The following is a 25,583-nucleotide window of genomic DNA, read 5'->3' as shown; positions in this document are numbered from 1 at the left end:
TTCAATACATATTGTGATTTTATCATTTCGCAATGCTTTCTACGAAATTATTATCATTTAAGAATCGTTTTTCTAATATTACTACAAAAATGTAAGCCGAATTACATTTTCAATACATTATATTTAACGAAATCTCTATTTTTGTAAAAAAAATATCAAGAATGAAAGTTAAAGAACAAGGGCTTTATCTGCCTGAATTTGAACACGACAACTGTGGTGCAGGATTTATTTGTAATTTGAATGGTATTAAGTCTAACGACATCATTCATAAGGCATTGGATATCTTAATTAAACTGGAACATCGTGGTGCAGTTAGTTCTGATGGAAGAACTGGAGACGGTGCTGGAATTTTATTTGACATCCCACATGCATTTTTTAAAAAAGTATGTGATTTTGAAATCCCTGAAACACGCGAATATGCAGCAGGAATGGTTTTTTTACCGAAAAGTAAAAATCAGGCTTCTTTTTGCATGAATGCTTTCGAATCTACCATTAAGGATCAAAACTTAAAAATTCTGGGTTGGAGAGATGTCCCTGTTGACGTTGAAAATTTAGGGCAAATCGCCGCAGAAAAAGAACCAACAGTTAAACAGGTTTTTGTTAGCAAAAACGGTCAGGAGTTAACAGAACAAGAGTTTAATGCAAAACTTTTTGCAGCTAGAAAAATTGCCGAACACGCTATAAGAGGCTCTAAAACCTCAGAAAGCCACATGTTTTATTTCTCTAGTTTATCGACTACAACTATTATATACAAAGGTCTTTTGATGCCAGAAGACATTAGTAGGTACTATATTGACTTAAAAGATCCGGATTTGGTGACGCGTTTGGCGTTAGTTCACCAACGTTTCTCAACCAATACTTTCCCGTCATGGGAGCTGGCGCAGCCCTTTCGATACATGTGTCACAATGGTGAAATTAATACTCTTCGCGGCAACGTAAGCAGAATGCGCGCCCGTGAAGAATTGATGGAAAGCAAAGTTTTTGGCGCCGATATCAAAAAATTGTTCCCTATTATCCTGGAAGGAAAATCAGATTCTGCTTCTATGGATATGGTGATCGAACTTTTACTAATGACGGGTCGTTCCTTGCCAGAAGCCATGATGATGGTCGTTCCGGAGGCTTGGGAAAAACACCAAACCATGTCTGCAGAGAAAAGAGCTTTCTACGAATTTAACTCTTGTATCATGGAGCCTTGGGATGGTCCTGCTTCTATTCCGTTTACAGACGGTAACGTGATTGGTGCATTATTAGATAGAAACGGATTGCGTCCTTCTCGCTATACCTTAACAAAAAGCGGTTTCGTGATCATGTCATCAGAAATTGGTGTTTTGGATGTAGAACCTGAAGATGTGGTGCAACACGGTCGTTTAGAGCCCGGAAAAATGTTCTTGGTTGACATGAACGAAGGTCGTATTATTGAAGATGACGAAATAAAAAAAGCTATTGTAACCAAGCGTCCATACAAAGAATGGATTGATGCTAATTTGTTACCGTTGGCTAAAATTCCATATACCAACAACCCTACTCCTGTTGAAAAACTTGATTTTCAAACCAGACAACGTTTGTTTGGTTATACTATAGAAGATTTAAAAACCATTATCAACCCAATGGGGAGTCAGGGTGGCGAGGCCATCAGTTCTATGGGTAATGATACACCACTGGCCGTTTTATCTGATCAGCCACAATTATTGTACAACTATTTCAAGCAATTATTTGCTCAGGTAACCAACCCGCCTCTGGATGGTATTCGTGAAGAAATTATTACCGATATCAGTTTAGCAATTGGTGGTGATTTTAATATTTTTGAAATTGAATCTAAACAATGTAAAAAATTAAAAATCCAAAATCCGGTAATTTCAAATGAAGATTTGGATAAAGTAAGAAACATTGACCACGTTGATTTTAAATCGGCTACTATTTCTACTTTATATAAAATAGAAAAAGGAGTTAATGGTTTGGAGCGCGCACTTGAAAAATGTGTTCAAGCCACTTTTAAAGCTGTTTCTGAAGGTTGCAATATTATTATACTTTCAGATAGGGGCGTGAGTGAAGAAATGGCTCCAATACCTATGTTATTGGCGTGTTCTTACATCCATCACTCTTTAAACTTTTTAAAAGTTCGCTCGAAATTCGGCATCATAATCGAATCTGCTGAACCGCGCGAGCCGCATCATTTCGCTTTATTGTTTGGATATGGAGCAAGTGCCATCAATCCTTACATGGTAAACGAAATCATTCACGATCAAGTAAACCAAGGATTTATAACGGGCGTAAAAGCAGATTATGCTATTGTAAATTACAACAAAGCAATAGCAAAAGGCATCCTTAAAATCATGAACAAAATTGGTATCTCTACGTTACATTCGTACAGAGCTGCTCAAATTTTTGAAATTTTAGGTCTCAATAAAACCTTTACAAATAAATATTTCCCATATACCCCTTCTAGAATCGAAGGAATTGGCTTGATGGAAGTAGAAAAAGAAGTGAAGAAACGTTTCCAAAAAGCATTTCCAAATTCTAAGATTGCCAACTTATTGCCTTTGGAAATAGGTGGAATTTACAGATGGAGACGTGGTGGCGAAAAACACATGTTTAACCCCACCACTATTGCAAAATTACAGCAGGCTGTTCGCTTAAACAGTCCGGAAAGTTATAAAGAATACTCTAACATGGTAAACGAGCAAAGCTCAAACCTAATGACTATTAGAGGTTTATTCGAATTTAATAATTTAGATCCAATTTCTATTGATGAAGTAGAACCTTGGACAGAAATTGTAAAAAAATTTAAAACTGGTGCGATGTCTTACGGCTCTATCAGTAGAGAAGCACATGAGAATTTGGCCATTGCCATGAACAGAATTGGCGGAAAAAGTAATTCTGGAGAAGGCGGAGAAGATCCTAAACGTTTCCAGAAAGAAATCAATGGAGATTCTAGAAATAGTGCCATCAAACAAGTTGCTTCTGGAAGATTTGGAGTTTCGATCAACTATTTGACGAATGCTAAAGAAATCCAAATCAAGATGGCTCAGGGTGCAAAACCTGGAGAAGGTGGTCAATTACCAGGAGAAAAAGTAGTGCCTTGGATTGCAGAAACCAGAAATTCTACGCCTTATGTAGGTTTGATTTCACCTCCACCGCACCACGATATTTATTCTATCGAGGATTTATCTCAGTTAATTTTCGACTTAAAAAATGCCAATCGTGAAGCACGTGTCAACGTAAAATTAGTTTCAGAAGTTGGGGTTGGAACCATTGCTGCTGGTGTCGCAAAAGCAAAAGCAGATGTGATTTTGATTTCAGGTTATGACGGAGGAACTGGTGCAGCGCCCTTAACATCATTGCAACACACTGGTATTCCTTGGGAACTTGGCTTAGCCGAAGCACAACAAACTCTAATCTTAAATGATTTAAGAAGCCGTGTGGTTTTAGAATGTGACGGACAGTTGAAAACAGGTCGTGACGTTGCCATTGCCGCTTTATTAGGAGCCGAAGAATTTGGTTTCGCTACTGCTCCTCTTGTTGCTTCTGGCTGTATTATGATGAGAGCTTGTCACTTAAATACGTGTCCTGTGGGTATCGCTACTCAGGATCCTGAATTGAGAAAAAATTTCAAGGGAACTCCAGAGCACGTGATCAACTTTATGTATTTTATTGCTGAGGAATTAAGAGAAATCATGGCACAATTAGGTTTTAGAACCTTAAAAGAAATGGTGGGACAATCGCAAAAATTAAATGTAAACAAAGCGATTAAACATTATAAAGCCAATGGTTTAGACTTATCTTCTATTTTATACAAACCGGAAAAAGCAAAAACGGTTCCGAATCACAATACGACTACGCAAGATCATCATTTAGAAAACGTATTGGATTTTGATATTATAAAAGAAGCGATTCCTTCTATTTACAGAAAGGAAAAAACAAGAGTTACCTTTAAAATTAAAAATACAGACCGCTCGGTAGGGGCTATTTTGAGTAATGAAATCTCAAAAATCTATGGCGCTCAAGGTTTGCCTGAAGACACTATTTTGGTTGATTTTGAAGGTTCTGCAGGACAAAGTTTTGGTGCATTTGCTACCAATGGTTTGTCGTTTAAAATTCACGGAAACTGTAATGATTATTTAGGAAAAGGCCTTTCCGGAGGAAAATTGATTATCAAAGTTCCTCCTACAGCTACCTTCAAACCTGAAGAAAACATCATTATCGGGAACGTTGCCCTTTACGGAGCTATTACCGGAGAGGCTTATATTAATGGAATGGCCGGAGAGCGTTTTTGTGTTAGAAATTCTGGAGCAACTGCGGTTGTAGAAGGAATTGGAGATCACGGATGCGAGTACATGACAGGTGGTACTGTCGTTGTTTTAGGAAAAACAGGAAGAAACTTTGCTGCGGGTATGAGCGGTGGTGTGGCTTATGTTTATGATCCAAATCAAAAATTTGATGCGACTTTATGCAACATGGAAATGGTTGCCTTTGATCCTATCGAAGAAGAAGATGTGACAAAACTAAGAAAACTGATCAAAAACCACTCTTTGTACACCAACAGTCCATTAGCAAAACGAATTTTAGCAGACTGGGAAAATCAACAAAACCATTTCGTAAAAGTAATGCCAACTGATTACAAAAAAGCATTACAAAGAATTGCTGAAGAGAAAAAAATAGAAGAATTAATAGCAGATTAGGAGGTTCTGAGTTACAAAGATACAGAGGTACTAAGTTTGAGCTTTTCAACTTACTTCTCATATCTCATATCTCACAACGAAATTTAATTAAAATGTCATGGGTAAAATAGGCGGATTTAAAGAATATAACAGAGCCGACGAAAGTAATATTGAGGTTATAGAACGTGTTTCGAACTATAATGAATTTACGATTCCGTTAGCAAAAGATAAAATAAAAGAACAAGGATCGAGATGTATGGATTGTGGTATTCCTTTTTGCCACAGTGCTTGTCCGTTAGGAAATTTAATTCCTGATTTTAACGACATGGTGCATCAGGAAGAATGGCAAAGCGCTTTAGAAATTCTGCAATCTACCAACAACTTTCCAGAATTCACAGGTCGATTATGCCCTGCTCCATGTGAGAAATCATGTGTATTGGGAATCATAAAAGAGCCTGTTGCGATCGAAAATATCGAGAAAAACATTATCGAAAGAGGTTTTGCAGAAGGTTGGATCAAACCACAAACTCCCTTAACCAGAACAGGCAAAACTGTTGCTGTTATTGGTTCAGGACCTGCTGGTTTGGCAGCTGCTCAACAATTAAACAGAGCGGGTCATACCGTAACTGTTTTTGAAAGAGATAATGCTATTGGAGGTTTATTGCGTTACGGAATTCCGAATTTCAAATTAGAAAAAGGAATCATCGACAGACGTGTCGCTATTCTGGAAGCAGAAGGAATCACTTTTAAAACCAATGTAAATGTTGGGGTTAACTTTAGCGTAAGCGAATTAAATGCTTTCGATTCTATCGTATTGTGCGGTGGAGCAACAGAAAGAAGAAGTTTGCCAACGAAAGGAATCGAAAGCAAAGGCGTTGTGCAGGCAATGGATTTCCTGACACAGCAAACCAAAGTTTTATACGGAGAATCTATTCCTGATCAGGTAAAAGCGACTGGTAAAGATGTTATTGTAATTGGTGGCGGAGACACAGGGTCTGACTGCGTGGGAACCTCTAACAGACATGGAGCAAAATCTGTAACTAATTTTGAGATTTTACCAAAACCTCCTGTTGGAAGAAGCGAAACTACGCCTTGGCCTTTCTGGCCATTGCAGCTCAAAACGTCTTCTTCTCACGAAGAAGGTTGCGACAGAAACTGGTTAATCAATACAAAAGAATTTATTTCGAATGAAAGCGGCCAATTAGTTGGATTAAAAACTGTTGAAGTACAATGGAAAATGACTCCAGGACAACGACCTGAATTAATCGAAAAAGAAGGCTCTGAAAAAATATGGCCTTGCGACTTGGCTTTATTGGCTTTAGGATTTACTGGTCCTGAGAAAACTTTGAGCGAGCAATTAGGTCTGGAGGTTGACATGAGAAGCAACTATAAAGCAAACAATTATCAAACCAATATTCCTCATATTTTTACGGCTGGTGATATGCGAAGAGGACAATCCTTAATCGTTTGGGCTATTTCTGAAGGCCGCGAAGCTGCACGAGAAGTAGATCTATTCCTGATGGGATCAACCAATTTGCCAACCAAAGGAAATGGAGATCTTCCGAGTTTGTGATTTTTTTAAGGTTCTAAGATACTGAGTCGCTAAGGTTCTGAGTTTTATTTTAAATACTTTAGAATCTTAGCGACTTTTTTTATGCCACAGATTTCGCAGATTAAAATGATTTCTTTGCCACGAATTGCACTAATTTCACTAATGTAGATTGAGTTGATTTTTATGTACCGTAATTAATTCGGGCGATTCGTGGAATTTGTGGGGAAAAATGAAACAATTTTTAACAAAAAACTTAGCAAATCAAAACGCTAGCCGCTTTTTTATGTCACAGATTTCAAGGATTGCAAAGATTTTTTTGCCACGAATTACACTAATTTTCACTTATTACAGAAACGTTAACTAAAAATAAAAATTCGAGTAATTTGTGTAATTCGTGGCGAAAAACTTATTAGCTTAAAACATCAGCAGCTCCTTTTATACCACTAATTACACTAATTACAAAAACGCATAACTCAACTTTAAAATAAAAGTTCGCATAAATTCATGTCATTCGTGGCAAAAAACTTAGTAACTTAGATTCTTAGCAACTTAGCCCCTCAAAAAAAGATTTACAAAAATCTTTTTTAACCAACTTTTTGTTCAAAATTAAACAATTTGTTATAATTTGTTATTTTTCTACAATTAATTTGCAGTTAGTCAAAAGAGTAATAAATTTGTCAAAAATACTTTAACAATGCAAGCAAAAGATTTACTGCAATTAGCAGATCAATTTGGAAGTCCATTATATGTTTATGATGCCGAAAAAATCCAATCTCAATATAACAGATTAACAAAAGCTTTCTCTAAAGTAGAAAACTTAAGAGTTAATTATGCCATGAAGGCTTTATCAAATGTTGCGATTCTTCAATTGTTAAAGAACATGGGGTCTGGATTAGATACTGTATCTATTCAAGAAGTCTTATTAGGTCTTCATGCTGGCTACGAACCAGACAGAATCTTTTTTACTCCAAACGGAGTTTCATTAGAAGAAATTGAAGAAGTTGCCGCAATGGGCGTTCAAATCAATATTGATAACTTGTCTATTCTGGAGCAATTCGGAACTAAATATCCTCAAATTCCAGTATGTATCCGTATCAACCCACACGTTATGGCGGGTGGAAATGCCAACATTTCGGTAGGACATATCGATAGTAAATTCGGTATTTCGGTACATCAACTGCCGCATATCTTGCGAATTGTCGAGAATACCAAAATGAGTATCGTCGGGATTCACATGCACACAGGATCTGATATTCTGGATATCGAAGTATTCTTATACGCAGCCGAAATTTTGTTTGATACAGCAAAACACTTCAAAGAACTAGAATTTTTAGACTTCGGAAGCGGTTTTAAAGTACCTTACAAAAAAGACGATATCGAAACTGACATCGAAGAATTAGGTAAAAAACTATCCAAAAGATTCAACTCTTTTTGTACAGAATACGGCAAAGATCTAACCCTAATTTTCGAACCTGGAAAATTCCTAGTGAGCGAAGCTGGTTTCTTTCTAGCCAAAGTAAACGTAGTAAAACAAACGACCTCAACGGTTTTTGCCGGAATCGATAGTGGTTTCAATCACCTAATCCGTCCAATGTTTTATGGTTCGCAACATCATATCGAAAACATCTCGAACCCAAAAGGAAAAGAGCGTTTTTACTCTGTAGTGGGCTACATTTGCGAGACCGATACTTTTGCAAACAACCGCAGAATCCCCGAAATTACCGAGGGCGATATTCTGGCTTTTAGAAACGCAGGAGCATACTGTTTTTCTATGGCTTCTAATTACAATTCGAGATACAAACCAGCAGAAGTATTATGGATGAACGGTGAGGGAATCCTAATTCGTGCCCACGAAACTTTTGAAGATTTGCTTAAAAATCAAATTCCGTTGCCAGAAACGGCAACAGTTTAAAAATAAAAGAAAAAAGAATATCAATTGTAAAAATCCTGTTTCAACTTGAGACAGGATTTTTTTTGTTTAAAAAATATCTTTATTCCTTTTACCCTTCGTCATCCTAAACATTTTACAATTTTTCTTCATTAGAAATCACGCAAAATCTTCGATCGAAATCCTCAAGATCAACTACTTCAAAACCAATACTATTTTTTTGAGCGTATCCCTCCGGGTCGGGCTTTCGGCTTTATCTTTTGCCTTACTTCGGCGGCAAAAGGATACCGCCTCTATCCCTTACGCGGCAATCGTTTTCATAACGATATAAAATTTCATCAGTTAATTTATTACAAAAAAATAGTACTTTAGTAAAGATAAAATGTATAATTTTTTAATCCAAAGCCAGCAAATTTGGACTATTATGAGCCATTGCATAGTTTATATATACAAGTTAATCATAATTTTATAACGCTACCAAAAACCCAAAAGACAAAAAATGAGTGACCATAGTATTTCGATAGTTCCAAGGCAATCCAGTTATCCAGACAAAAACATCAAAGCACAAGAAATTTTGACTTGGCTGATTTCGCAGGATATTGTCAAACCAACCCTTTCAGATTGTATTTTAAGCAGCAATAATGGTTATTCAATCTCTCATGGTGCAAAACAAGTAACCAATCTTCCAGATGAATTACCGTTTAACCTAATCACCAATGGTTTGGAAATTATTACTGAAAGAAATGTTTTTCATGCGGGTGAAACCGGTATAGACGAATGCATTTGCCCGAACTGCAAACAAAACATTGCATCTGAAGATTGGGACTTCTTAAATGACTGGGCCGAAAATAAAAGCGATACGCTAACGTGTCCTTTGTGCAAGGTTGCGACTGATATTCAGAAATTTTCCTTTTTACCCGTTTGGGCATTTAGTGACTTGGGGTTTACCTTCTGGAATTGGCCGAACTTTACAGACGAGTTTCTTACGGCGTTTCGACATAAATTAAGTGGCGAAATCTTGATAGTACATACCCATATTTGATAGGATCTTAAATGTACAAACATCTCGCAATAAACAGTGACTTACGTAATAGCATTATTTAACTTAACAGGAGTAATTAAGCCTTTTAAAGTCTTTTTTAGGTCTAATCATGAAGTTTTTAGGTTGTTTACCCAAACGTTTAGGTCGAAAGGGTAAACGTTTAGGTTGGGAACCTAAAACTTTAGGTTCAGCACTTAAAATTTTAAGTCCAAGACCTAAAAATTTAGGTTTAAGACCTAAAAACTTCAGTAACGAACCTAAAAATTGGGTGATAACGCCGAAACATTGGGGTAAAATACCTCTTAGCAAAGCACCTCTACCCTTATGAAAACGAGACTTCTAAACTGAGCCCCGATGGCAGCGATATCCTTTTGTGGCGGGGTTCGCCATAAAAGATTTAGCGTACAGCGGGACGAGACGTCATTATGGAAATAAAATTTGTGCTCCTGAAACTTAAAATCATGAGGCAGTTGTATCTCAATTGATCTAAAACTGATATATTTACAGCATTAAAAGTTCCAGTTATGCAAAAAATTACTTTACTATTTTCTATATTATTTTTAACGCTTTATTCTTGTGGGGTAAAAACCACTCAATCACTATTGAGCGATGGTAATTATGACGGTGCTATAGATCGCGCTGTAGAGGCATTGCGCACCAAAAAAGAGTCGAAAGGAAAGCAAGATTATGTGTATTTGCTAGAAGAAGCGTTGGCTAAAGCAAAAGATCGGGATTTGCGCAATCTGGATATGATGGTAAAAGAGGCGAATCCTGCCAATTCAGAACGTATCTACAACACTTACTTGCAATTGAACAACCGTCAGGAGAAAATAAGGCCTTTATTGCCGTTGCCTTTATTGAAGCAGGGAAAAAATGCATATTTTCCGTTTGATAATTATTCAGATCAGATTGTAAGCAGCAGAAACGCGCTTTCTAAATATTTGTATGAGAATGCGTCGGCGCTTTTGAAGTCTAATAATAAGATGGATTTTAGAAAAGCGTATGATGATTTTGCTTATTTAGAAGGTATAAATCCGGGCTATAAAAACACTAAAAAACTCATGGACGATGCGCAGTTTAAAGGAACTGACTTTGTAAATGTGTATGCGAAGAACGAAACCAATATGGTGATTCCGAAGCAGCTGCAGGATGATTTATTAGACTTTAAAACCTACGGACTAAACGATAAATGGACGGTTTACCACAGTGCTAAACAAAAAAATGTTACGTACGACTATAGTATGGTGATCAATTTTAGGCAAATTAATATTTCGCCTGAGCAGATTAAAGAAAAAGAATTTATAAAAGAAAAGCAGGTTAAAGACGGTCTAAAAACACTTCTGGACAGCCGTGGAAAACCTGTAAAAGATAGTTTGGGCAAAGAAATAAAAGTAGATAACTTTAGATTACTACGTGCCAATATTTATGAGTTCAGACAGTTTAAATCGTGCCAGATCACGGCCAAAGTAGATTTTATTGATGTAAGAAGAAACGAGATGCAACAATCGTTTCCCGTCGTGAGCGAATATGTTTTTGAGAATATTTATTCGACTTACAAAGGAGATAAAAGTGCTTGCGAAGACAATTATATGACGTATTTTGACAAACGTTCGGTGCCTTTTCCTAACAACGAGCAAATGGTGTATGATACCGGCGAAGATCTGAAAGCCAAACTAAAAGATATTATTGTTCGCAATAGATTTCGAGACTAAACAGATGCCCCATATTACCCCAAAACCTAAAAAATCATGAAAAAATCATTTCTACTTGCAGCATTCTTACTGCTTATAAGTACTCCTTTGTTTAGCCAGACGATTGCAGACTTAAAATTGAAACCTAAAGAAATTCCGAAGTCTTATGCATTAAGCGATGGGCACAATTGCGTTTCTATTCAGGCGTGTTCTTTTTATAATGATGTCGCCACTTATAACACGCTCGTGGGCACCGTGAAGAAAAAGGAAATTCAGAGTTTTAAGAGCAAGGGCGACAGCGGTACGATAATGTATTTTGAATTTGAAAACCGATTTAAAGGGGATGCTTTTCTGCAAGGACTCCTTTGGGGCAGAGACAAAGAACCAACAGACGCACACCCTGAAGAATACTTGGCCAAAGGAAAGTTTCTGATCATCTGGAGTTTTCACCCGGACAGTCCCATCAAAGAAAAATCGGAAGAAAAAATAGAAGCACTTTTGCAGTAAGTAGTTCAGAACAAAGCAAAAGCTCATAAAAGAACAATAGTGCTTTTTGGGGCGTGCCCCTCCGTAAACTGCGGGTCAGGCTGTCTGCTAAATCTTTTGCTCCAGAAACATCGGTGTACAACAGTAATTGCAGGGTGTCGCAAAAGGATATCGCGCCCATCCTTCACGCGCACTTGGTTTCAGAAGGAATCCAAGGTTATTATTACATCAAACCTGAAAGACCCAAATTTTTATCCCAACCAACCATCACGATCCAAACTCCTGTACTGAATCGCCTCTGCAATATGTGACGAAATGATTTCGGGAGCGGCATCTAAGTCGGCTATAGTTCTGGAAACTTTCAAAATTCTGTCGTACGCCCTTGCCGAAAGATTGAGTCGTTCCATAGCCGTTTTCAGTAATTGTTTTGATGGCTCATCGAGAGCACAAAATTGACGAATTTGCTTGGTGTTCATTTGGGCATTGTAATGAATGTTGGTCAGTTCTTCAAATCGCTGCGACTGCAATTCGCGAGCCGCAGTAACACGCTTTCTAATTTCTACACTACTTTCGGCTTTATTATCATCGGACAATTTCTCAAAAGGTACCGGTGTCACTTCGATGTGTATATCGATTCGGTCTAGCAATGGTCCCGAAATTTTACTCAAATACCGCTGCATTTCGTGTGGTGATGATGTATTGGGTACGCTCGGATCATTAAAAAAGCCACTCGGGCTCGGGTTCATACTCGCTACCAACATAAAAGACGAAGGATAGGTTACCGTAAATTTGGCCCTAGAAATCGTCACTTCTCGATCTTCCAAAGGCTGACGCATAACTTCTAAAACATCCCGTTTGAACTCCGGCAGTTCATCCAGAAACAAAACACCATTGTGTGCCATAGAGATTTCACCCGGTTGCGGATAACTTCCGCCACCCACCAAAGCTACATTCGAAATTGTATGATGCGGGCTCCTAAAAGGTCTTTGATTCATGAGTCCGACTTCTTTTAATTTTCCTGCTACACTATGAATTTTAGTTGTCTCTAATGCTTCCCGCAACGTCATTGGGGGCAAAATACTAGGCAATCTTTTGGCCAACATTGTTTTTCCTGCGCCAGGAGGCCCAATTAAAATAATATTATGACCACCAGCAGCTGCGATCTCCATGCAACGCTTGATACTCTCCTGCCCACGAACATCAGAAAAATCAAATTCGGGAAAATCTAATGTTTTATAAAACTCGGCTCGGGTATCAATTGTAGTAGGTTCTAGCGTGCCCTTCCCTTCAAAAAAATCAATAACTTCTTGTACATTCTCAACGCCATACACGTCCAATCCCGCTACGATTGCAGCTTCTTTTACATTTTGTTTCGGAAGAAAAAATCCTTTATACCCTTCTTCTTTTGCTTTAATGGCAATAGGCAAAGCCCCAGTTATAGACTGCAAACTCCCGTCTAATGAAAGTTCGCCCATAATAATATATTGATCAACTTCTGCCGCTTTTATTTGGTCGGACGCCACAAGAATACCAATTGCTAAAGGCAGATCATAGGCAGAACCTTCCTTTCTTAAATCGGCAGGCGCCATATTGATTGTGATTTTTTTGCCGGGCAAACTATAACCGTTATTTTTAAGTGCTGCCGCGATGCGATAACTGCTTTCTTTTATAGCGTTATCGGGCAATCCTACCAAATGATACCCAATTCCTTTGTCCATATTGACTTCGACGGTAATTGTAGTCGCTTCTACCCCAAAAACAGCACTTCCGTAAACTTTTACTAACATAAAATCTTTTTCATTAAATATTTCTAAATCTAATGAAAAATAATTAAATATAAATAAAATACTACATTTTTAATTCAAAGAATTTATAATCCTACATCTTATACCAAAATCTAAGTTATCACAAACCCACAAAAATATCATTACTTAAACAACTATTAAAAAATAAAAAAGCACAATAATATTGGTTTTTAAATTACCAAACATTATATATTTTTCATATTTTTATCAAAAATTTATTTATTTATATATGAAAAAAGCCCTACTCTTATTGTTTTTGAGCGTTTTTTTAACAAAAATGCACGCTCAAGACTATTTTCCTATTAACGAAAGTGTACACAATAAAAACAGTAATTATACTGCTTTTACCAATGCCACGATCTACGTTACTCCAAATCAAAAGATTGAAAAAGGAACACTACTAATTCAGGATGGTAAAGTTGTTTCGGTTGGAACCAATATCGCAATTCCTAAAAATTCAATTACCATCAATCTGGAAGGAAAAACAATTTACCCTTCTTTTATTGATTTATACACCACTTTTGGAATAGAAAAACCAAAAAGAAATTTAACTGGTGGCCGAAGAGATGCCTCTTACGACACCAAACGAGTTGGATTTTACTGGAACGAAAGTATTCGTCCCGAAACAAATAGTTACGAAAGTTTTACTTATGATCAACCCAAAGCAGACGAATTGCTCAAAGCAGGTTTTGGTGTCGTAAGTACCCATATTCCTGACGGAGTTGCTCAGGGAACAGGCGCTTTGATTGCCCTAAACAATTTTGAAAATAAAGATAGAATTATCTCTAATAAATTGACGAATCATTTTGCATTTACTAAAAGTGCCTTGACCAATCAAGCTTATCCTAGCTCATTAATGGGGATGATGGCCTTATTGCGTCAGATGTATCTGGACCTTGACTGGTACAAAAAAGGAAATGCTGAAAACAAAGATTTGTCTTTGGAAGCTTTGGCTAATAATGAAAAATTAATTCAAATTTTTGCAACCGAAGACAAACTAAACAGCTTAAGAGCCGCTAAAATTGCCAAAGAATTTGGTTTGAATTATATCTTGAAAGGGAGCGGAAATGAGTTTGAAAGAATTGAGGAAATTAAAAACACGAACGCAAAATTCATTATCCCAATCAGTTTTCCAGAGGCTTATGATGTTTCCAATCCTTATCAATCCAACCAAATAGAATTGGCAGATATGCGTTTCTGGAATCAGGCACCAACGAATCTTAAAGTGCTTTCGGACAACGGTGTCGTTTTTGCTTTGACAACTGATAAATTAAAGAAAATAGAAGATTTTAGAACCAATCTTTTAAAAGCCATTAAACTTGGATTTGACAAAACCAAAGCCTTAGAGGCATTGACTACTATTCCGGCTTCTATCTTAGGAAAAAGCAATGAAATAGGAAGTTTAAAAGCGGGTAGTTTTGCGAATTTTGTAATTACTTCTGGAGAATTTTTTGACGAAAAAACGGTTTTATTCGAAAACTGGGTACAAGGAAGCAAATTTGTCATTAATGATATCAACGGAAAAGATATTCGCGGTAATTATGATTTAACAATCGGAAAAGATACCTATAAATGGAAAATAGAAGGAACGGCAGAAGCTCCAAAATCTGACCTTACCACTGCAGATGCTAAAAAAATAAAAAGTACTTTTTCGGTTGCTAAAAACTGGATTTCACTTTTAGTTAAACCTGCTGACACTATAAAATCAAACTACACTCGTTTAACAGGTTTTATAGAAAAACCAGAAATATTGTCTGGAAAAGCCGTTTTATCCAATGGAGAAGAAACCCAATGGACAGCTGTAAGAACCAGTGCTTTTATGGCGATTAAAGATACTTTAAAACCAGAAAAACCGATTGCAATCATGCCAACTACCTACCCTAACGTAGCTTTTGGTGATTCGAAAAAATTAACGGCTCAAACTTTATTATTTAAAAATGCTACCGTTTGGACCAACGAAAAAGAAGGAATCCTTACCGAGACCGATGTATTAATCAAAAACGGAAAAATTGCTGCTGTTGGTAAAAATCTTTCAGACGCAACTGCTACTGTAGTTGATGCAAAAGGCAAACATATCACAAGCGGAATCATTGATGAGCATTCGCACATTGCTATTTCTAAAGGGGTAAACGAAAGCGGTCACAACTCTACCGCCGAAGTTACGATACAAGATGTTGTAAACTCTGAAGATATCAATATTTACAGAGATTTGGCTGGTGGTGTTACTATCTCACAATTATTACACGGTTCTGCCAACCCAATTGGTGGTCGTTCTGCCATTGTAAAATGGAAATGGGGTGCTGCTCCTGAGGATATGTTGTACAAAAACCAACCTAAATTTATCAAGTTTGCATTGGGTGAAAACGTAAAACAAGCCAACTGGGGAATTGATAATCCTACTCGTTTTCCTCAGACAAGAATGGGAGTTGAGCAGGTTTTTATCGATTACTTTCAACGTGCCAAAGAATATGATGAAAGCTGGAAAAAATTCAAAGCCAATTCTAAAAAAGAAAAAGCGCCAAGAGTTGATTTAGAAATGGAGACTTTGGCCGAAATTTTAAATAAAGAGCGTTTTATTACGTGTCACTCTTATGTAGAGTCTGAAATTTTGATGTTAATGAACGTTGCCGAGAAATTTAATTTTAATGTAAATACGTTCACCCATATTCTTGAAGGATACAAAGTGGCCGACAAAATGAAAGCGCACGGCGTTGGAGCTTCGACTTTCTCTGATTGGTGGGCCTATAAATTTGAAGTAAACGATGCTATTCCGTTTAACGGGCCTATTATGCACAATGCTGGAGTAGTGGTTGCGTACAACTCTGATGATGCCGAAATGTCAAGAAGACTAAATCAGGAAGCTGCAAAAGCAGTAAAATACGGTAATATCTCTGAAGAAGAAGCATGGAAATTTGTAACTCTTAACCCAGCAAAATTATTACACATCGACGATAAAGTAGGAAGTATAAAAATGGGTAAAGATGGCGATGTGGTACTATGGAGCGACAATCCTTTGTCTATTTATGCAAAAGCCGAAAAAACTATCATTGAAGGTGTAGTCTATTTTGACATTGAAAAAGATGCCGAAAAACAGGCTGCTATCACCAAAGAAAGAAATATTTTGATCGGACAGATGTTGCAGGAAAAAAATAAAGGTGGCCAAACGCAAACCCCTACTAAAAAAGAGAAAAAAGAGTATCACTGTGACACTCTGGAAGAGTAGAAATTTTATAAAGTCAAAAAAAGATATTATGATAAATAAAAACATATATAATTTGCTGCTCGTATTTTGTGCTTCGGTACAACTAAATGCCCAGCAAATACCCGCTCAGAAACAGACCAAATCGGTTTTGATATTAAATGCAACAGCACATTTAGGCAACGGAAAAGTGATCGAAAATAGTGCTATTGGTTTTAAAGATGGGAAATTAACATTAGTCGCAGATGCCACGATCATCAGGTTGGCGGATAATGCTTTTGACACCACGATTAATGCTGCTGGAAAACATGTTTACCCGGGATTTATTTCTCCAAATTCAACTTTAGGATTGGTCGAAATAGACGCTGTAAAATCATCTGATGACGAAGCAGAAATTGGTGATTTTAATCCAAATGTAAGAAGTATTATCGCTTATAATTCTGAATCGAAAGTAATCGAAACAGTTCGCCCCAATGGTGTTTTGATTGCTCAAATTACGCCTCGCGGCGGAAGCATTTCGGGTACTTCCTCTGTTGTGCAGTTAGATGCGTGGAGTTGGAGTGATGCTATTTTAAAAGAAAATGACGGTATCCATTTAAACTTTCCTGCTACTTTTAAAAGAGGTGGCAATTGGTTTGAACCAGGGATTATCGAACCTAACAAAGATTATATCAAACAAGTTGAAGAAGTAAATACTTTTTTAATAAATGCCAAAGCGTATTCTGGTGCTGCTCCTAAAGAAAGAAACCTGGTTTTGGAAGCAACAAAAGGTCTTTTTGATGGAACTCAGATTTTGTATATTCATGCAGATGAAGAAAAACAAATTATTGATGCTATACAATTGGCAAAAGATAATGGTATACAAAAACTAGTTGTTGTAGGAGGATTTGAAGCTTACAAATCGGCAGATCTCTTAAAAAAGAACAATGTAGGGGTTTTACTAAGACGTGTACACGACATGCCAACAAGCGATGATGAAGACGTGAATTTACCTTATAAAATGGCAAAAATATTGACAGACAAAGGTATTGTGGTCGGACTAGAAAATAGCGGTGATCATGAGCGTATGAGCGTGAGAAATCTTCCGTTTTTAGCAGGAACTTGCGCCGCTTTTGGTTTGGATAAAGAAACAGCTTTGCAGTTGATCACTTCAAATACTGCCCAATTATTAGGGATAGATGCTCTATGTGGTACTTTGGAAACAGGAAAAGACGCTACTTTGTTTATTTCTGAAGGAGATGCTCTAGACATGAGAACCAATCAATTGTCTACCGCTTTTATTCAAGGAAGAGAAATTAACCTTGAAACGCATCAGACTAAACTAAACAAAAAATTTAAGCAAAAATTCAACCAGCAATAGTAGAATTTTTATCTTCTCAAAAAGGCATCATTTGAAAATTTCATCTGATGCTTTTTTTTTGCTTTAATTTCAATAAAAAACAAAATACAACACAAATAAAACTTAAATTAATCTTAAAACTATCAATTATTAGCACAATTAAACCTTAAAACTATTAATAAAATGCATTTTTAGATAAAATGAGATTCACAAAACGCAAAATTTACATCTATTTTAATAATTAGATTCAAAATAGAGGGGTTTAAATTAAAATATTAATAAAAATTAAGGTTAATACCTTAATTTTTATAGGGGTATTGAATGATTTTATATTTTTATCAAAAATTTAAAACTAAATAACTATGCGAAAAATTATTTTAAGCGTGATATTAATCACAGTTTTGTTACTATCTATTTTTTCTATCTCCTTTATTACTGAATCAAAAACATTGGGTCCTCACATCGTCGAATTAAAACTGGACACGGGTGATACTGCATGGATGATTGTTGCAACAGCTCTTGTATTATTAATGACTCCCGGATTAGGTTTTTTCTACGGAGGAATGGTAGGTAAAAAAAATGTAATCAGTACCATGCTGCAAAGTTTTATGGCCATGGTAATTGTTACGGTACTTTGGGTAGTAGTTGGGTTTGGATTGTGTTTTGGCCCATCACTGGGCGGATTCATAGGAGATCCTTCCTCTAATATATTTTTTCAAGGAGTAAGCGCCAACACCGCATGGGAATTAGCGCCGACAATCCCGATGATTCTTTTCGCTTTATTTCAAGCCAAATTTGCTATTATCACACCTGCTTTAATAACAGGAGCTTTTGCAGAACGTGTACGTTTCTGGGCTTATTTGTTATTTATGGTGTTGTTTATATTATTTATTTACGCTCCATTATGCCACATGACGTGGCATCCTGATGGATTATTCTTCGGATGGGGAGTTTTAGACTTTGCTGGAGGAACGGTTGTACACATGAGTGCTGGTTGGGCTGCTTTGGCTGGAGCAATTTTCTTAGGCAAACGTAAAGTTCAAAAAGTAAATCCTGCAAGAATCACTTATGTATTATTAGGTACAGGTTTATTATGGTTTGGATGGTTTGGTTTTAATGCAGGTTCTGCAGTTGGAGCTGGAAGTCTTGCCACACAAGCTTTAGGAACCACTACTATTGCAGCAGCTTCTGCAGCTATGGCTTGGGTTTTCCTTGATAAAATTTTAGGTCACAAATTATCTGCTATGGGTGCTTGTATTGGTGCTGTGGTAGGTTTGGTAGCGATTACTCCAGCTGCTGGTTTCGTAAGTATCCCTCACGCTTTGGCCATTGGAATTATCGCTAGTGTTATCAGTAACCTTGTTGTAAGTAAATTTCCTAAAGGAAAAATTGACGATGCTTTAGACGTTTTTGCTTGTCATGGTGTCGGAGGAATGGTAGGAATGCTACTAACAGGAGTTTTTGCTTCAAATTCTGTCAATTCAATTGTTGGTAAAAACCAAGGACTTATTTTTGGTGATGCTACTCTATTCTTAATACAATTAAAAGCCTTGGTTCTTGTTTCTATCTTTGCATTTGTAAGTTCATACATTTTATTCTTTGTTGTTAATAAAATCACTCCTCTAAGAGTTACCGAAGAAAAAGAAGAATTAGGTTTGGATATCTCTCAACACGGAGAATTCTTATAGAAATAATTTTCGACTTTGCCCTTAATAAAAAAGCACTCTAAATTTCTTTAGAGTGCTTTTTGTTTGAATTAATTTCAACCTTATCTATATTTTTTTCTTCTAAAATTATTCTGAATTATTACAAAAGTAATAACGATTACTTTTAAATTTTATTTTGAAATAATTTATTTAAACTTTGAAATTCCCGTTTTTAACCAGTTTAAATATTCCTCAACTCCAACATAACTGATGGTTGGCGTTGTTACATTTAAACTCTTTCCTTCTAAATCTGTCAAAACGTACAAAGGCTGTGTATTGGTTTTGTATCTGGTAATCATAAAATCGGTCCATTTATCGCCAATAGTTTCTATTTTGTCTCCAGCAGAAGTCACAAATTGCTTCTCTGCAGGCAATGGTCGCTTATCATCTACAAACAAAGAAATGAGCACCACATCATTTTTCAAAATGGATAAAACAGCAGGATCTGACCAAACATTATTCTCCATTTTTCTGCAATTTACACAAGCATGTCCCGTAAAATCGAGCATAATAGGTTTATTAATTGATTTTGCATGCGCCAAACCATCTTCATAATCTGTAAAAACCATAATCCCGTGTGGTCCCAATTCTGCTCCTTTTGGCAAACCTTCTGATGAAGTTACACTTGCAGACGAACCTCCAACCCCAAAAGGACTTTCGCTATATTGTGGCGGTGGCGGAAACGCACTGATTAACTTCAAAGGTGCTCCCCAAAGTCCCGGAATCAGGTACACTGTAAAGGCCAAAGTAACCAAACCTAAATACAATCGACCTACAGAAATATGTGGTAAAGGACTATCATGCGGCAACGTAATTTTTCCGAATAAATACAATGCCAAAGCACCAAAAATAGCAATCCAGATTACTAAGAAAACTTCTCTTTCTAAGAAATGTAATTGCAAAACTAAGTCGGCATTAGATAAAAATTTGAATGCAAAAGCGAGTTCCAAAAATCCTAAAAACACTTTTACTGTATTCAGCCATCCTCCTGATTTTGGCAACGAATTTAACCAACCCGGAAACATTGCAAAAAGCATAAAAGGCAGAGCCAATGCTAACGAAAATCCAAACATTCCTACTATGGGACCAATAACACCATTGGTTGCCGCTTCAAACAAAAGCGATCCTACAATGGGTCCTGTGCACGAAAAAGAGACAATTGCTAAGGCCAAAGCCATAAATAATATTCCAACAATGCCGCCTTTATCTGCTTGCTGATCTACTTTATTTGCCCAAGAATTAGGCAACATTATTTCGAATCCTCCCAAAAATGACGTTGCAAAAATGACTAACAGAACAAAGAATCCAACGTTAAACCAAACATTGGTAGCCAATGAATTTAGGGCATCTGCACCAAAAATCCAAGACACTAAAAATCCTAATGTCACATAGATTCCGATAATCGAAATTCCATAAATAATAGCATTTCTAATTCCATCTGCTTTGGTTTTACTTTGCTTGGTAAAAAAGCTTACCGTCATTGGAATCATCGGAAAAACACAAGGTGTCAGTAACGCTGTAAATCCAAACAAGAAAGCCACAAAAAACACCGACCACAAACTTCTTGGTGAAGCCGGAGAAGCTATTTCAGACTCTGTTGTTGCATTTTCTGCCGTCGCTTTTTCAGGTGTTTTTACAACTGTTTTAGTGGTCGTATTTAAAGTATCTACTACTAAATCTACCGTTTTTGTTCCGTCTGCTTTTGCTTCTGAAACCGTGGTAACTGCATTCATTTTAAATGAAGCAGGGATTGCAATCGAGAATTTTTTATTTAAATTGATACACACTTCTTTACAAACCTGAAAATCAAATTCAACTTCTACAGCTTTCAAATCAGGGTTAGTAATGATGATCTCCTGTTCGATATGAGCCTTATTTTCAAAGTACGTTTCATTTACTCCAAAAACATCATTAAAAGTGGTTTTGGTTTTGCCTTCTTTGGCTTTTCCTACCAAATTATAACTCCCTTTTTGATTTTTAAACACAATTTCTAGCGGAAGAGGCCCCCCATCTGGTGTAAATTGCGAGTACAAATGCCAATCTTTTTCCAGAATACCATCAAAAATCAAAACAGCATTGGTATTCGATTTTTTTTCAATTTTAGCAGTCCATTTAACAGGTTCTAAAATTTGAGCATTTCCTTTTATGACAAAGAAAAATAATAAGAGCACAAAATATCTATTCCAGTTATTTCTCAGTAACACAGCGGAGTATTGATTAAATTTCATTATTGTAATTCTATTTTTAAGATTCTATTTGTACTATTTTCAATTTTAAAACGCTCGTCTTGCCTCATACCAACCACCCAAACTATTTGCTCATTAGAACACAAAAGCCAAGTATTTTCTTTTTCTATTAATGATAATTTTTCATCTTTAAAAAATTTACTGATTTTTTTAGACTTTCCATGCATTCCCAAAGGATGAAAAAAATCACCTTCTTTCCATCTACGTAAAACTAGTGGGTAAGAGATTTTTTCTTCGTCAACAAAGATAACTGTATTTGATTCTAGTGTAATGTCATCTACCTGACCAAACCATAATTTTAAGGGAAAATTAACTTGTGCATCCCCTTCACTAATCTGAAATTCTTCTTTTTCTGACATTTCAGAAATTGGACTCAAAATCAAGCTGTTTCTGTTTTTTAATAATCTAAACTCTGCCGACAGTACCTGTTTCCCAGATTGCCCATCTACTAAATCATAAATATCATTCCAAGCCACGAAACCAAATTCATTGAGCCATTGGTACAAATAAGATTGATAATTGGGCAGTTTTTTTAATTGATTTAAATCGAAATGAATGACATCGCCGACTTCTTTTGCAACTTGCTGATACACCATAATCGTTGCATCTTCGACCATTTCCTGCGATTGCTGCAAATACGATTGAGTTTTCTCAAAAGCTGCCAAAAAATTTGGGTTGATCTCTTTTAGAATCGGAACCAAATCATGACGAATTTTATTCCGAAGGTATTTATTAGAGGCATTGCTGCTGTCTTCTCGCCATTCGACATTATTATCCTGAGCATACGACAAAATTTCAGCTCTGGAGAAAGGCAATAATGGTCTAACAATTCGATCATTTTGCTCGGGAATCCCAACTAATCCTTCTAAACCCGTGCCTCTGCTAAGATTAATAATAAAGGTTTCGAGATTATCATCGGCGTGATGAGCTGTTAGAACATAACCGAAATTCTTGGTTTCCAGAAGCTCATAAAACCAACTGTATCGCAACTCACGAGCAGCAACCTGAGTGGATAATTTATAATCTTTTGCAAAAGATTTGGTATCAAATTGGGTAATAAAAACAGAAATATTGTGGTCATCACAATACGTTTCAATAAAATTTTGGTCACCAAAACTTTCCAATCCTCTCAACTGAAAATTACAATGCAAAACAGCAATTTCATAAGGCAATTGCTGAAATAAATGCAGTAAAACCATACTGTCTAATCCCCCACTTACGGCCAGAAATAGTTTTTGATCCTCCAAAAAAGGAAATCTGTTTACGATGTGATCTTGAAATTTTGAAAGCATTTGATAAATGTAAAAAATTAAATTCGATCTATATTTAAATGAAATGTTAAGCGTGTTGTTTTTTTGCCACAGATTAAAAGATTTACACAGATTTTTTAATCATTTTAATCGTTTAATCTGTGGCTAACTTTTTTTACTGTAAAACCTCATGCATCGCTTTTGCCTTCAATAAACATTCTTCGTATTCATTTTCCGGTATAGATTGAGTGGTGATGGCACTTCCCACAGAAAACGAAACGTATTTATTTTCTTGATTGTACAAAATACTGCGAATGACAACATTAAAATCAAAATCACCTTCCGGCGTAAAATACCCTACCGATCCGCTGTATAAGCCACGTTTTGTTTCTTCCAAATTTTCGATAATTTTCATCACAGAAATTTTTGGGGCACCCGTCATACTTCCCATCGGGAAAGTCGTTCTTAAAACATCAACTGCCGAATATTGTGGATCTAGCTTTGATGTAACCGTAGAAATCATTTGATGCACTTGCAAAAAAGAATAAATTTTACAAAGTTCCGTTACTTTTACAGAGCCTTTTTGCGCAGTTCGCGATAAATCATTGCGAACCAAATCTGTAATCATGATATTTTCGGCTCTTTCTTTTGCATCTGTTTCCAGAATTTTTTTAGATTGTTCGTCTTCAACTGCATTAAAAAAACGTTTCGAAGTTCCTTTTATAGGTTGCGAAATAATATTTCCGCCAGTCTTTTTTATATACCTTTCCGGAGATGCAGAAAGCAAAAAATGCTTATTATTTTTGAAGAAAACCGAAAAAGGTGCCTGAGAAATGGTATTTAATTTTTGAAATTTTTCTACAGGATTTAGTATCACATTTTCGGCAAAAAATTCCATACAAAAATTAGCTTCATACATGTCACCTGCGTGAATGTGATCCAGCATTTTTGAAACTTTTTCTACATAAGATGCCTTAGAAATTCTTTGCTGCACGATAATCGGATTTACAGTTTCAAAAACATCAGAATGATATTGCATAATTTCTTCAAAATCATCTTCAATCTCATCATCACAAAGCAATAAATACTGTATCTCCAACTGATTTTCTTTCAATAAAAATATTTTTTTTGGCTGGAAGAAAAACAAATCTGCAAAATGCAATCCATCATAATTTGAAGATGTCAAGCGCTCTAAATCATTTTTCAGATCATAAGAAAGATAACCAAAAAGCCAATCTTTGGTCGTTTGCTGGTATTGTTTTAAATCTTCAAAAGCATTGTAAAAATCGGTTTTGAGAGCTGTAAAAGCATCTACTGCAAGGATGCAATCAAAACTTGAATAATCTTGCGGATAGGAATTGCTGTCTAAAAAAATGGCTTCACGAAATTGTTGTGACCACATTAAAAGTTGCTGTTTGAACTGCTCGGGATTCGAAATATGCTTATGAATGGAAACTCTCAAGAATAAATAAATTTTAGACCTCAAAATTACGACAAATATTTTCCTTCGTTAAAGTAATCTCAAAAAATCTTGGCACACTTTTTAGTATATCGAATTAATGCCAAATCCTAAAACCAATTTTATCATTTAATTAAAAAATTACTCCTTCTGTCTGATAAAAAATATTTATAAATCACCTAAAAAAACCCTTTTACTAATCCAATTTTAAAACTTTTATGAAAACATTTGCAAAGTTAGGCTTCACTGCCTTGATCATTATCACATTATTATTTTCCTGTAAAAAAGCAGATACCGCCACAGCCGAAGAAAGCGCAGATATCGCTGACGCCATCACGGATAGCACTATAGTTTCTTCCTCGGCCGCAGTGGAAAAAAAGGACAGCAAGCAAAAATTTATTCGTACCGCCGATATTAAATTTAAGGTTAAAAATGTAGCAAAATCAACGTACGCCATAGAAAATGTGGTGCACAAATTTGGTGGTTTTGTTACGTATACCAACCTTCAAAGCACCATTCATGATCAAATAAAAACCAAAATTAGCCAGGACAGCACACTCGAAACCTTGAAATACAGTGTCGAAAATAATATCACGATTCGTGTGCCCAATACACAACTTGATACGGTTATAAAAAGTATTGCCAAACAAATTGATTTTCTGGACTTCAGGGTCATCAAAGCAGATGATGTTTCGCTGAAGTTGTTATCGAATCAACTTTCGCAAAAAAGAAGCGTAGTTACAGCAAAAAGAGTCGAAAAAGCTATTGATACTAAAGGCAAAAAAATAAAAGATATCATGGAAGCCGAAAACACTTTGGCCCGCCAAAAAGAAGAAAACGATACCCGAAAAATAACAGATTTGGAAATGCAGGATCAAATTAACTTTAGTACTGTGACGTTGCAATTGTACCAAAAAGAAACGATTAAACAAGAAATTACGGCCAGCGAAAAAGATAGCGACGACTATAAACCGAATCTAGGCATCCAAATTATAGATGCTTTAAAAAGTGGCTGGTACATTCTTGAAGCCATTTTGGTCGCATTAGTACATCTTTGGCCTTTTCTGTTATTAGGTTTTGGAGGTTTCTTCCTTTATAAAAAGTATGTAAAAAAATAAGCAAAAGTGTTAATAAAGCAGTATTTTTATAGGAAAAAATTCGTTATATTTGATATAGAATTCAATTAATCCTAAAATAGGATTACGCAGATTGTAAAATTCTTAATAAACTGGTTTCAAAAAATGATTTTCATTTTATTAGGA

At 36.1% G+C, this 25,583-nt stretch carries 15 protein-coding genes; 11 read left to right on the top strand and 4 right to left on the bottom strand.

What is annotated here, in order from left to right:
- The first annotated feature begins 161 nt into the window (after positions 1-161).
- The 7 genes from gltB (at position 162) to LNP22_RS10155 (ending at position 11,338) form a co-directional block, all read left to right on the top strand.
- Entirely contained in the window at positions 162-4,679 is a 4,518-nt protein-coding gene (gene gltB / locus LNP22_RS10185; protein WP_229973361.1) for a glutamate synthase large subunit, read from the top strand.
- Positions 4,680-4,776: 97 nt separating this feature from the next.
- Positions 4,777-6,231: a glutamate synthase subunit beta gene (locus LNP22_RS10180; RefSeq protein ID WP_229973360.1), complete on the top strand. Its 1,455-nt coding sequence runs from the start codon at positions 4,777-4,779 to the stop codon at positions 6,229-6,231.
- A gap of 673 nt (positions 6,232-6,904) precedes the next feature.
- Positions 6,905-8,122 carry a diaminopimelate decarboxylase gene (lysA, locus tag LNP22_RS10175; RefSeq protein ID WP_229973359.1) on the top strand — a complete coding sequence of 406 codons (1,218 nt, stop codon included), beginning with the start codon at positions 6,905-6,907 and terminating at the stop codon, positions 8,120-8,122.
- Between the two features lie 475 nt (positions 8,123-8,597).
- Positions 8,598-9,140: a hypothetical protein gene (locus LNP22_RS10170; RefSeq protein ID WP_229973358.1), complete on the top strand. Its 543-nt coding sequence runs from the start codon at positions 8,598-8,600 to the stop codon at positions 9,138-9,140.
- 109 nt (positions 9,141-9,249) lie between these two features.
- On the top strand, positions 9,250-9,468 hold the full coding sequence (locus tag LNP22_RS10165; protein ID WP_229973357.1) for a hypothetical protein: 219 nt from the start codon (positions 9,250-9,252) through the stop codon (positions 9,466-9,468).
- Positions 9,469-9,664: 196 nt separating this feature from the next.
- Entirely contained in the window at positions 9,665-10,852 is a 1,188-nt protein-coding gene (locus LNP22_RS10160) for a hypothetical protein (RefSeq protein ID WP_229973356.1), read from the top strand.
- Positions 10,853-10,888: 36 nt separating this feature from the next.
- Positions 10,889-11,338: a hypothetical protein gene (locus LNP22_RS10155; protein WP_229973355.1), complete on the top strand. Its 450-nt coding sequence runs from the start codon at positions 10,889-10,891 to the stop codon at positions 11,336-11,338.
- A 230-nt stretch (positions 11,339-11,568) separates the two neighbouring features.
- On the opposite strand, the gene LNP22_RS10150 is transcribed toward LNP22_RS10155, so the two are convergent.
- On the bottom strand, positions 11,569-13,104 hold the full coding sequence (locus LNP22_RS10150; RefSeq protein ID WP_229973354.1) for a YifB family Mg chelatase-like AAA ATPase: 1,536 nt from the start codon (positions 13,102-13,104) through the stop codon (positions 11,569-11,571).
- Between the two features lie 247 nt (positions 13,105-13,351).
- Here LNP22_RS10150 and LNP22_RS10145 point away from each other — a divergent pair, with 247 nt between their 5' ends.
- From LNP22_RS10145 to LNP22_RS10135, 3 genes are all read left to right on the top strand, one after another.
- Complete coding sequence (locus LNP22_RS10145) at positions 13,352-16,345, top strand: amidohydrolase family protein (RefSeq protein WP_229973353.1); 2,994 nt, start codon at positions 13,352-13,354, stop codon at positions 16,343-16,345.
- A gap of 28 nt (positions 16,346-16,373) precedes the next feature.
- Positions 16,374-17,681 carry an amidohydrolase family protein gene (locus LNP22_RS10140; RefSeq protein ID WP_229973352.1) on the top strand — a complete coding sequence of 436 codons (1,308 nt, stop codon included), beginning with the start codon at positions 16,374-16,376 and terminating at the stop codon, positions 17,679-17,681.
- A 341-nt stretch (positions 17,682-18,022) separates the two neighbouring features.
- Positions 18,023-19,348, top strand: a complete 1,326-nt coding sequence (locus LNP22_RS10135; protein WP_229973351.1) for an ammonium transporter — start codon at positions 18,023-18,025, stop codon at positions 19,346-19,348.
- 164 nt (positions 19,349-19,512) lie between these two features.
- Here the strand turns inward: LNP22_RS10135 and LNP22_RS10130 are convergent, their stop codons facing one another.
- The 3 genes from LNP22_RS10130 to LNP22_RS10120 all read right to left on the bottom strand — a co-directional run bounded on the left by LNP22_RS10130 (position 19,513) and on the right by LNP22_RS10120 (position 24,324).
- A complete protein-coding gene (locus tag LNP22_RS10130) occupies positions 19,513-21,594 on the bottom strand; it encodes a protein-disulfide reductase DsbD family protein (RefSeq protein WP_229973350.1) in 2,082 nt (693 codons plus the stop codon).
- A complete protein-coding gene (gene tilS, locus LNP22_RS10125) occupies positions 21,594-22,904 on the bottom strand; it encodes a tRNA lysidine(34) synthetase TilS (RefSeq protein ID WP_229973349.1) in 1,311 nt (436 codons plus the stop codon). The genes LNP22_RS10130 and tilS overlap by 1 nt, the downstream gene beginning before the upstream one ends.
- A 133-nt stretch (positions 22,905-23,037) precedes the next feature.
- Positions 23,038-24,324 carry an anthranilate synthase component I family protein gene (locus LNP22_RS10120; RefSeq protein WP_229973348.1) on the bottom strand — a complete coding sequence of 429 codons (1,287 nt, stop codon included), beginning with the start codon at positions 24,322-24,324 and terminating at the stop codon, positions 23,038-23,040.
- Between the two features lie 215 nt (positions 24,325-24,539).
- On the opposite strand from LNP22_RS10120, the gene LNP22_RS10115 reads away from it, so the two are divergent.
- On the top strand, positions 24,540-25,439 hold the full coding sequence (locus LNP22_RS10115; RefSeq protein WP_229973347.1) for a DUF4349 domain-containing protein: 900 nt from the start codon (positions 24,540-24,542) through the stop codon (positions 25,437-25,439).
- The last annotated feature ends 144 nt before the right edge of the window (positions 25,440-25,583 follow it).

This window comes from Flavobacterium flavipigmentatum, from assembly GCF_020911905.1.
Classification (GTDB): domain Bacteria; phylum Bacteroidota; class Bacteroidia; order Flavobacteriales; family Flavobacteriaceae; genus Flavobacterium; species Flavobacterium flavipigmentatum.
The sequence above is the reverse complement of the archived record's forward strand: the minus strand, read 5'-3'. Positions and strand labels throughout refer to the sequence as shown.

Coding starts and splice junctions, on each gene's coding strand:
- LNP22_RS10115 (WP_229973347.1), top strand. CDS start 24,540: ATGAAAACATTTGCAAAGTTAGGCTTCACTGCCTTGATCATTATCACA.
- LNP22_RS10155 (WP_229973355.1), top strand. CDS start 10,889: ATGAAAAAATCATTTCTACTTGCAGCATTCTTACTGCTTATAAGTACT.
- LNP22_RS10170 (WP_229973358.1), top strand. CDS start 8,598: ATGAGTGACCATAGTATTTCGATAGTTCCAAGGCAATCCAGTTATCCA.
- tilS (WP_229973349.1), bottom strand. CDS start 22,904: ATGCTTTCAAAATTTCAAGATCACATCGTAAACAGATTTCCTTTTTTG.
- LNP22_RS10165 (WP_229973357.1), top strand. CDS start 9,250: ATGAAGTTTTTAGGTTGTTTACCCAAACGTTTAGGTCGAAAGGGTAAA.
- LNP22_RS10150 (WP_229973354.1), bottom strand. CDS start 13,104: ATGTTAGTAAAAGTTTACGGAAGTGCTGTTTTTGGGGTAGAAGCGACT.
- lysA (WP_229973359.1), top strand. CDS start 6,905: ATGCAAGCAAAAGATTTACTGCAATTAGCAGATCAATTTGGAAGTCCA.
- LNP22_RS10135 (WP_229973351.1), top strand. CDS start 18,023: ATGCGAAAAATTATTTTAAGCGTGATATTAATCACAGTTTTGTTACTA.
- gltB (WP_229973361.1), top strand. CDS start 162: ATGAAAGTTAAAGAACAAGGGCTTTATCTGCCTGAATTTGAACACGAC.
- LNP22_RS10160 (WP_229973356.1), top strand. CDS start 9,665: ATGCAAAAAATTACTTTACTATTTTCTATATTATTTTTAACGCTTTAT.
- LNP22_RS10130 (WP_229973350.1), bottom strand. CDS start 21,594: ATGAAATTTAATCAATACTCCGCTGTGTTACTGAGAAATAACTGGAAT.
- LNP22_RS10180 (WP_229973360.1), top strand. CDS start 4,777: ATGGGTAAAATAGGCGGATTTAAAGAATATAACAGAGCCGACGAAAGT.
- LNP22_RS10140 (WP_229973352.1), top strand. CDS start 16,374: ATGATAAATAAAAACATATATAATTTGCTGCTCGTATTTTGTGCTTCG.
- LNP22_RS10145 (WP_229973353.1), top strand. CDS start 13,352: ATGAAAAAAGCCCTACTCTTATTGTTTTTGAGCGTTTTTTTAACAAAA.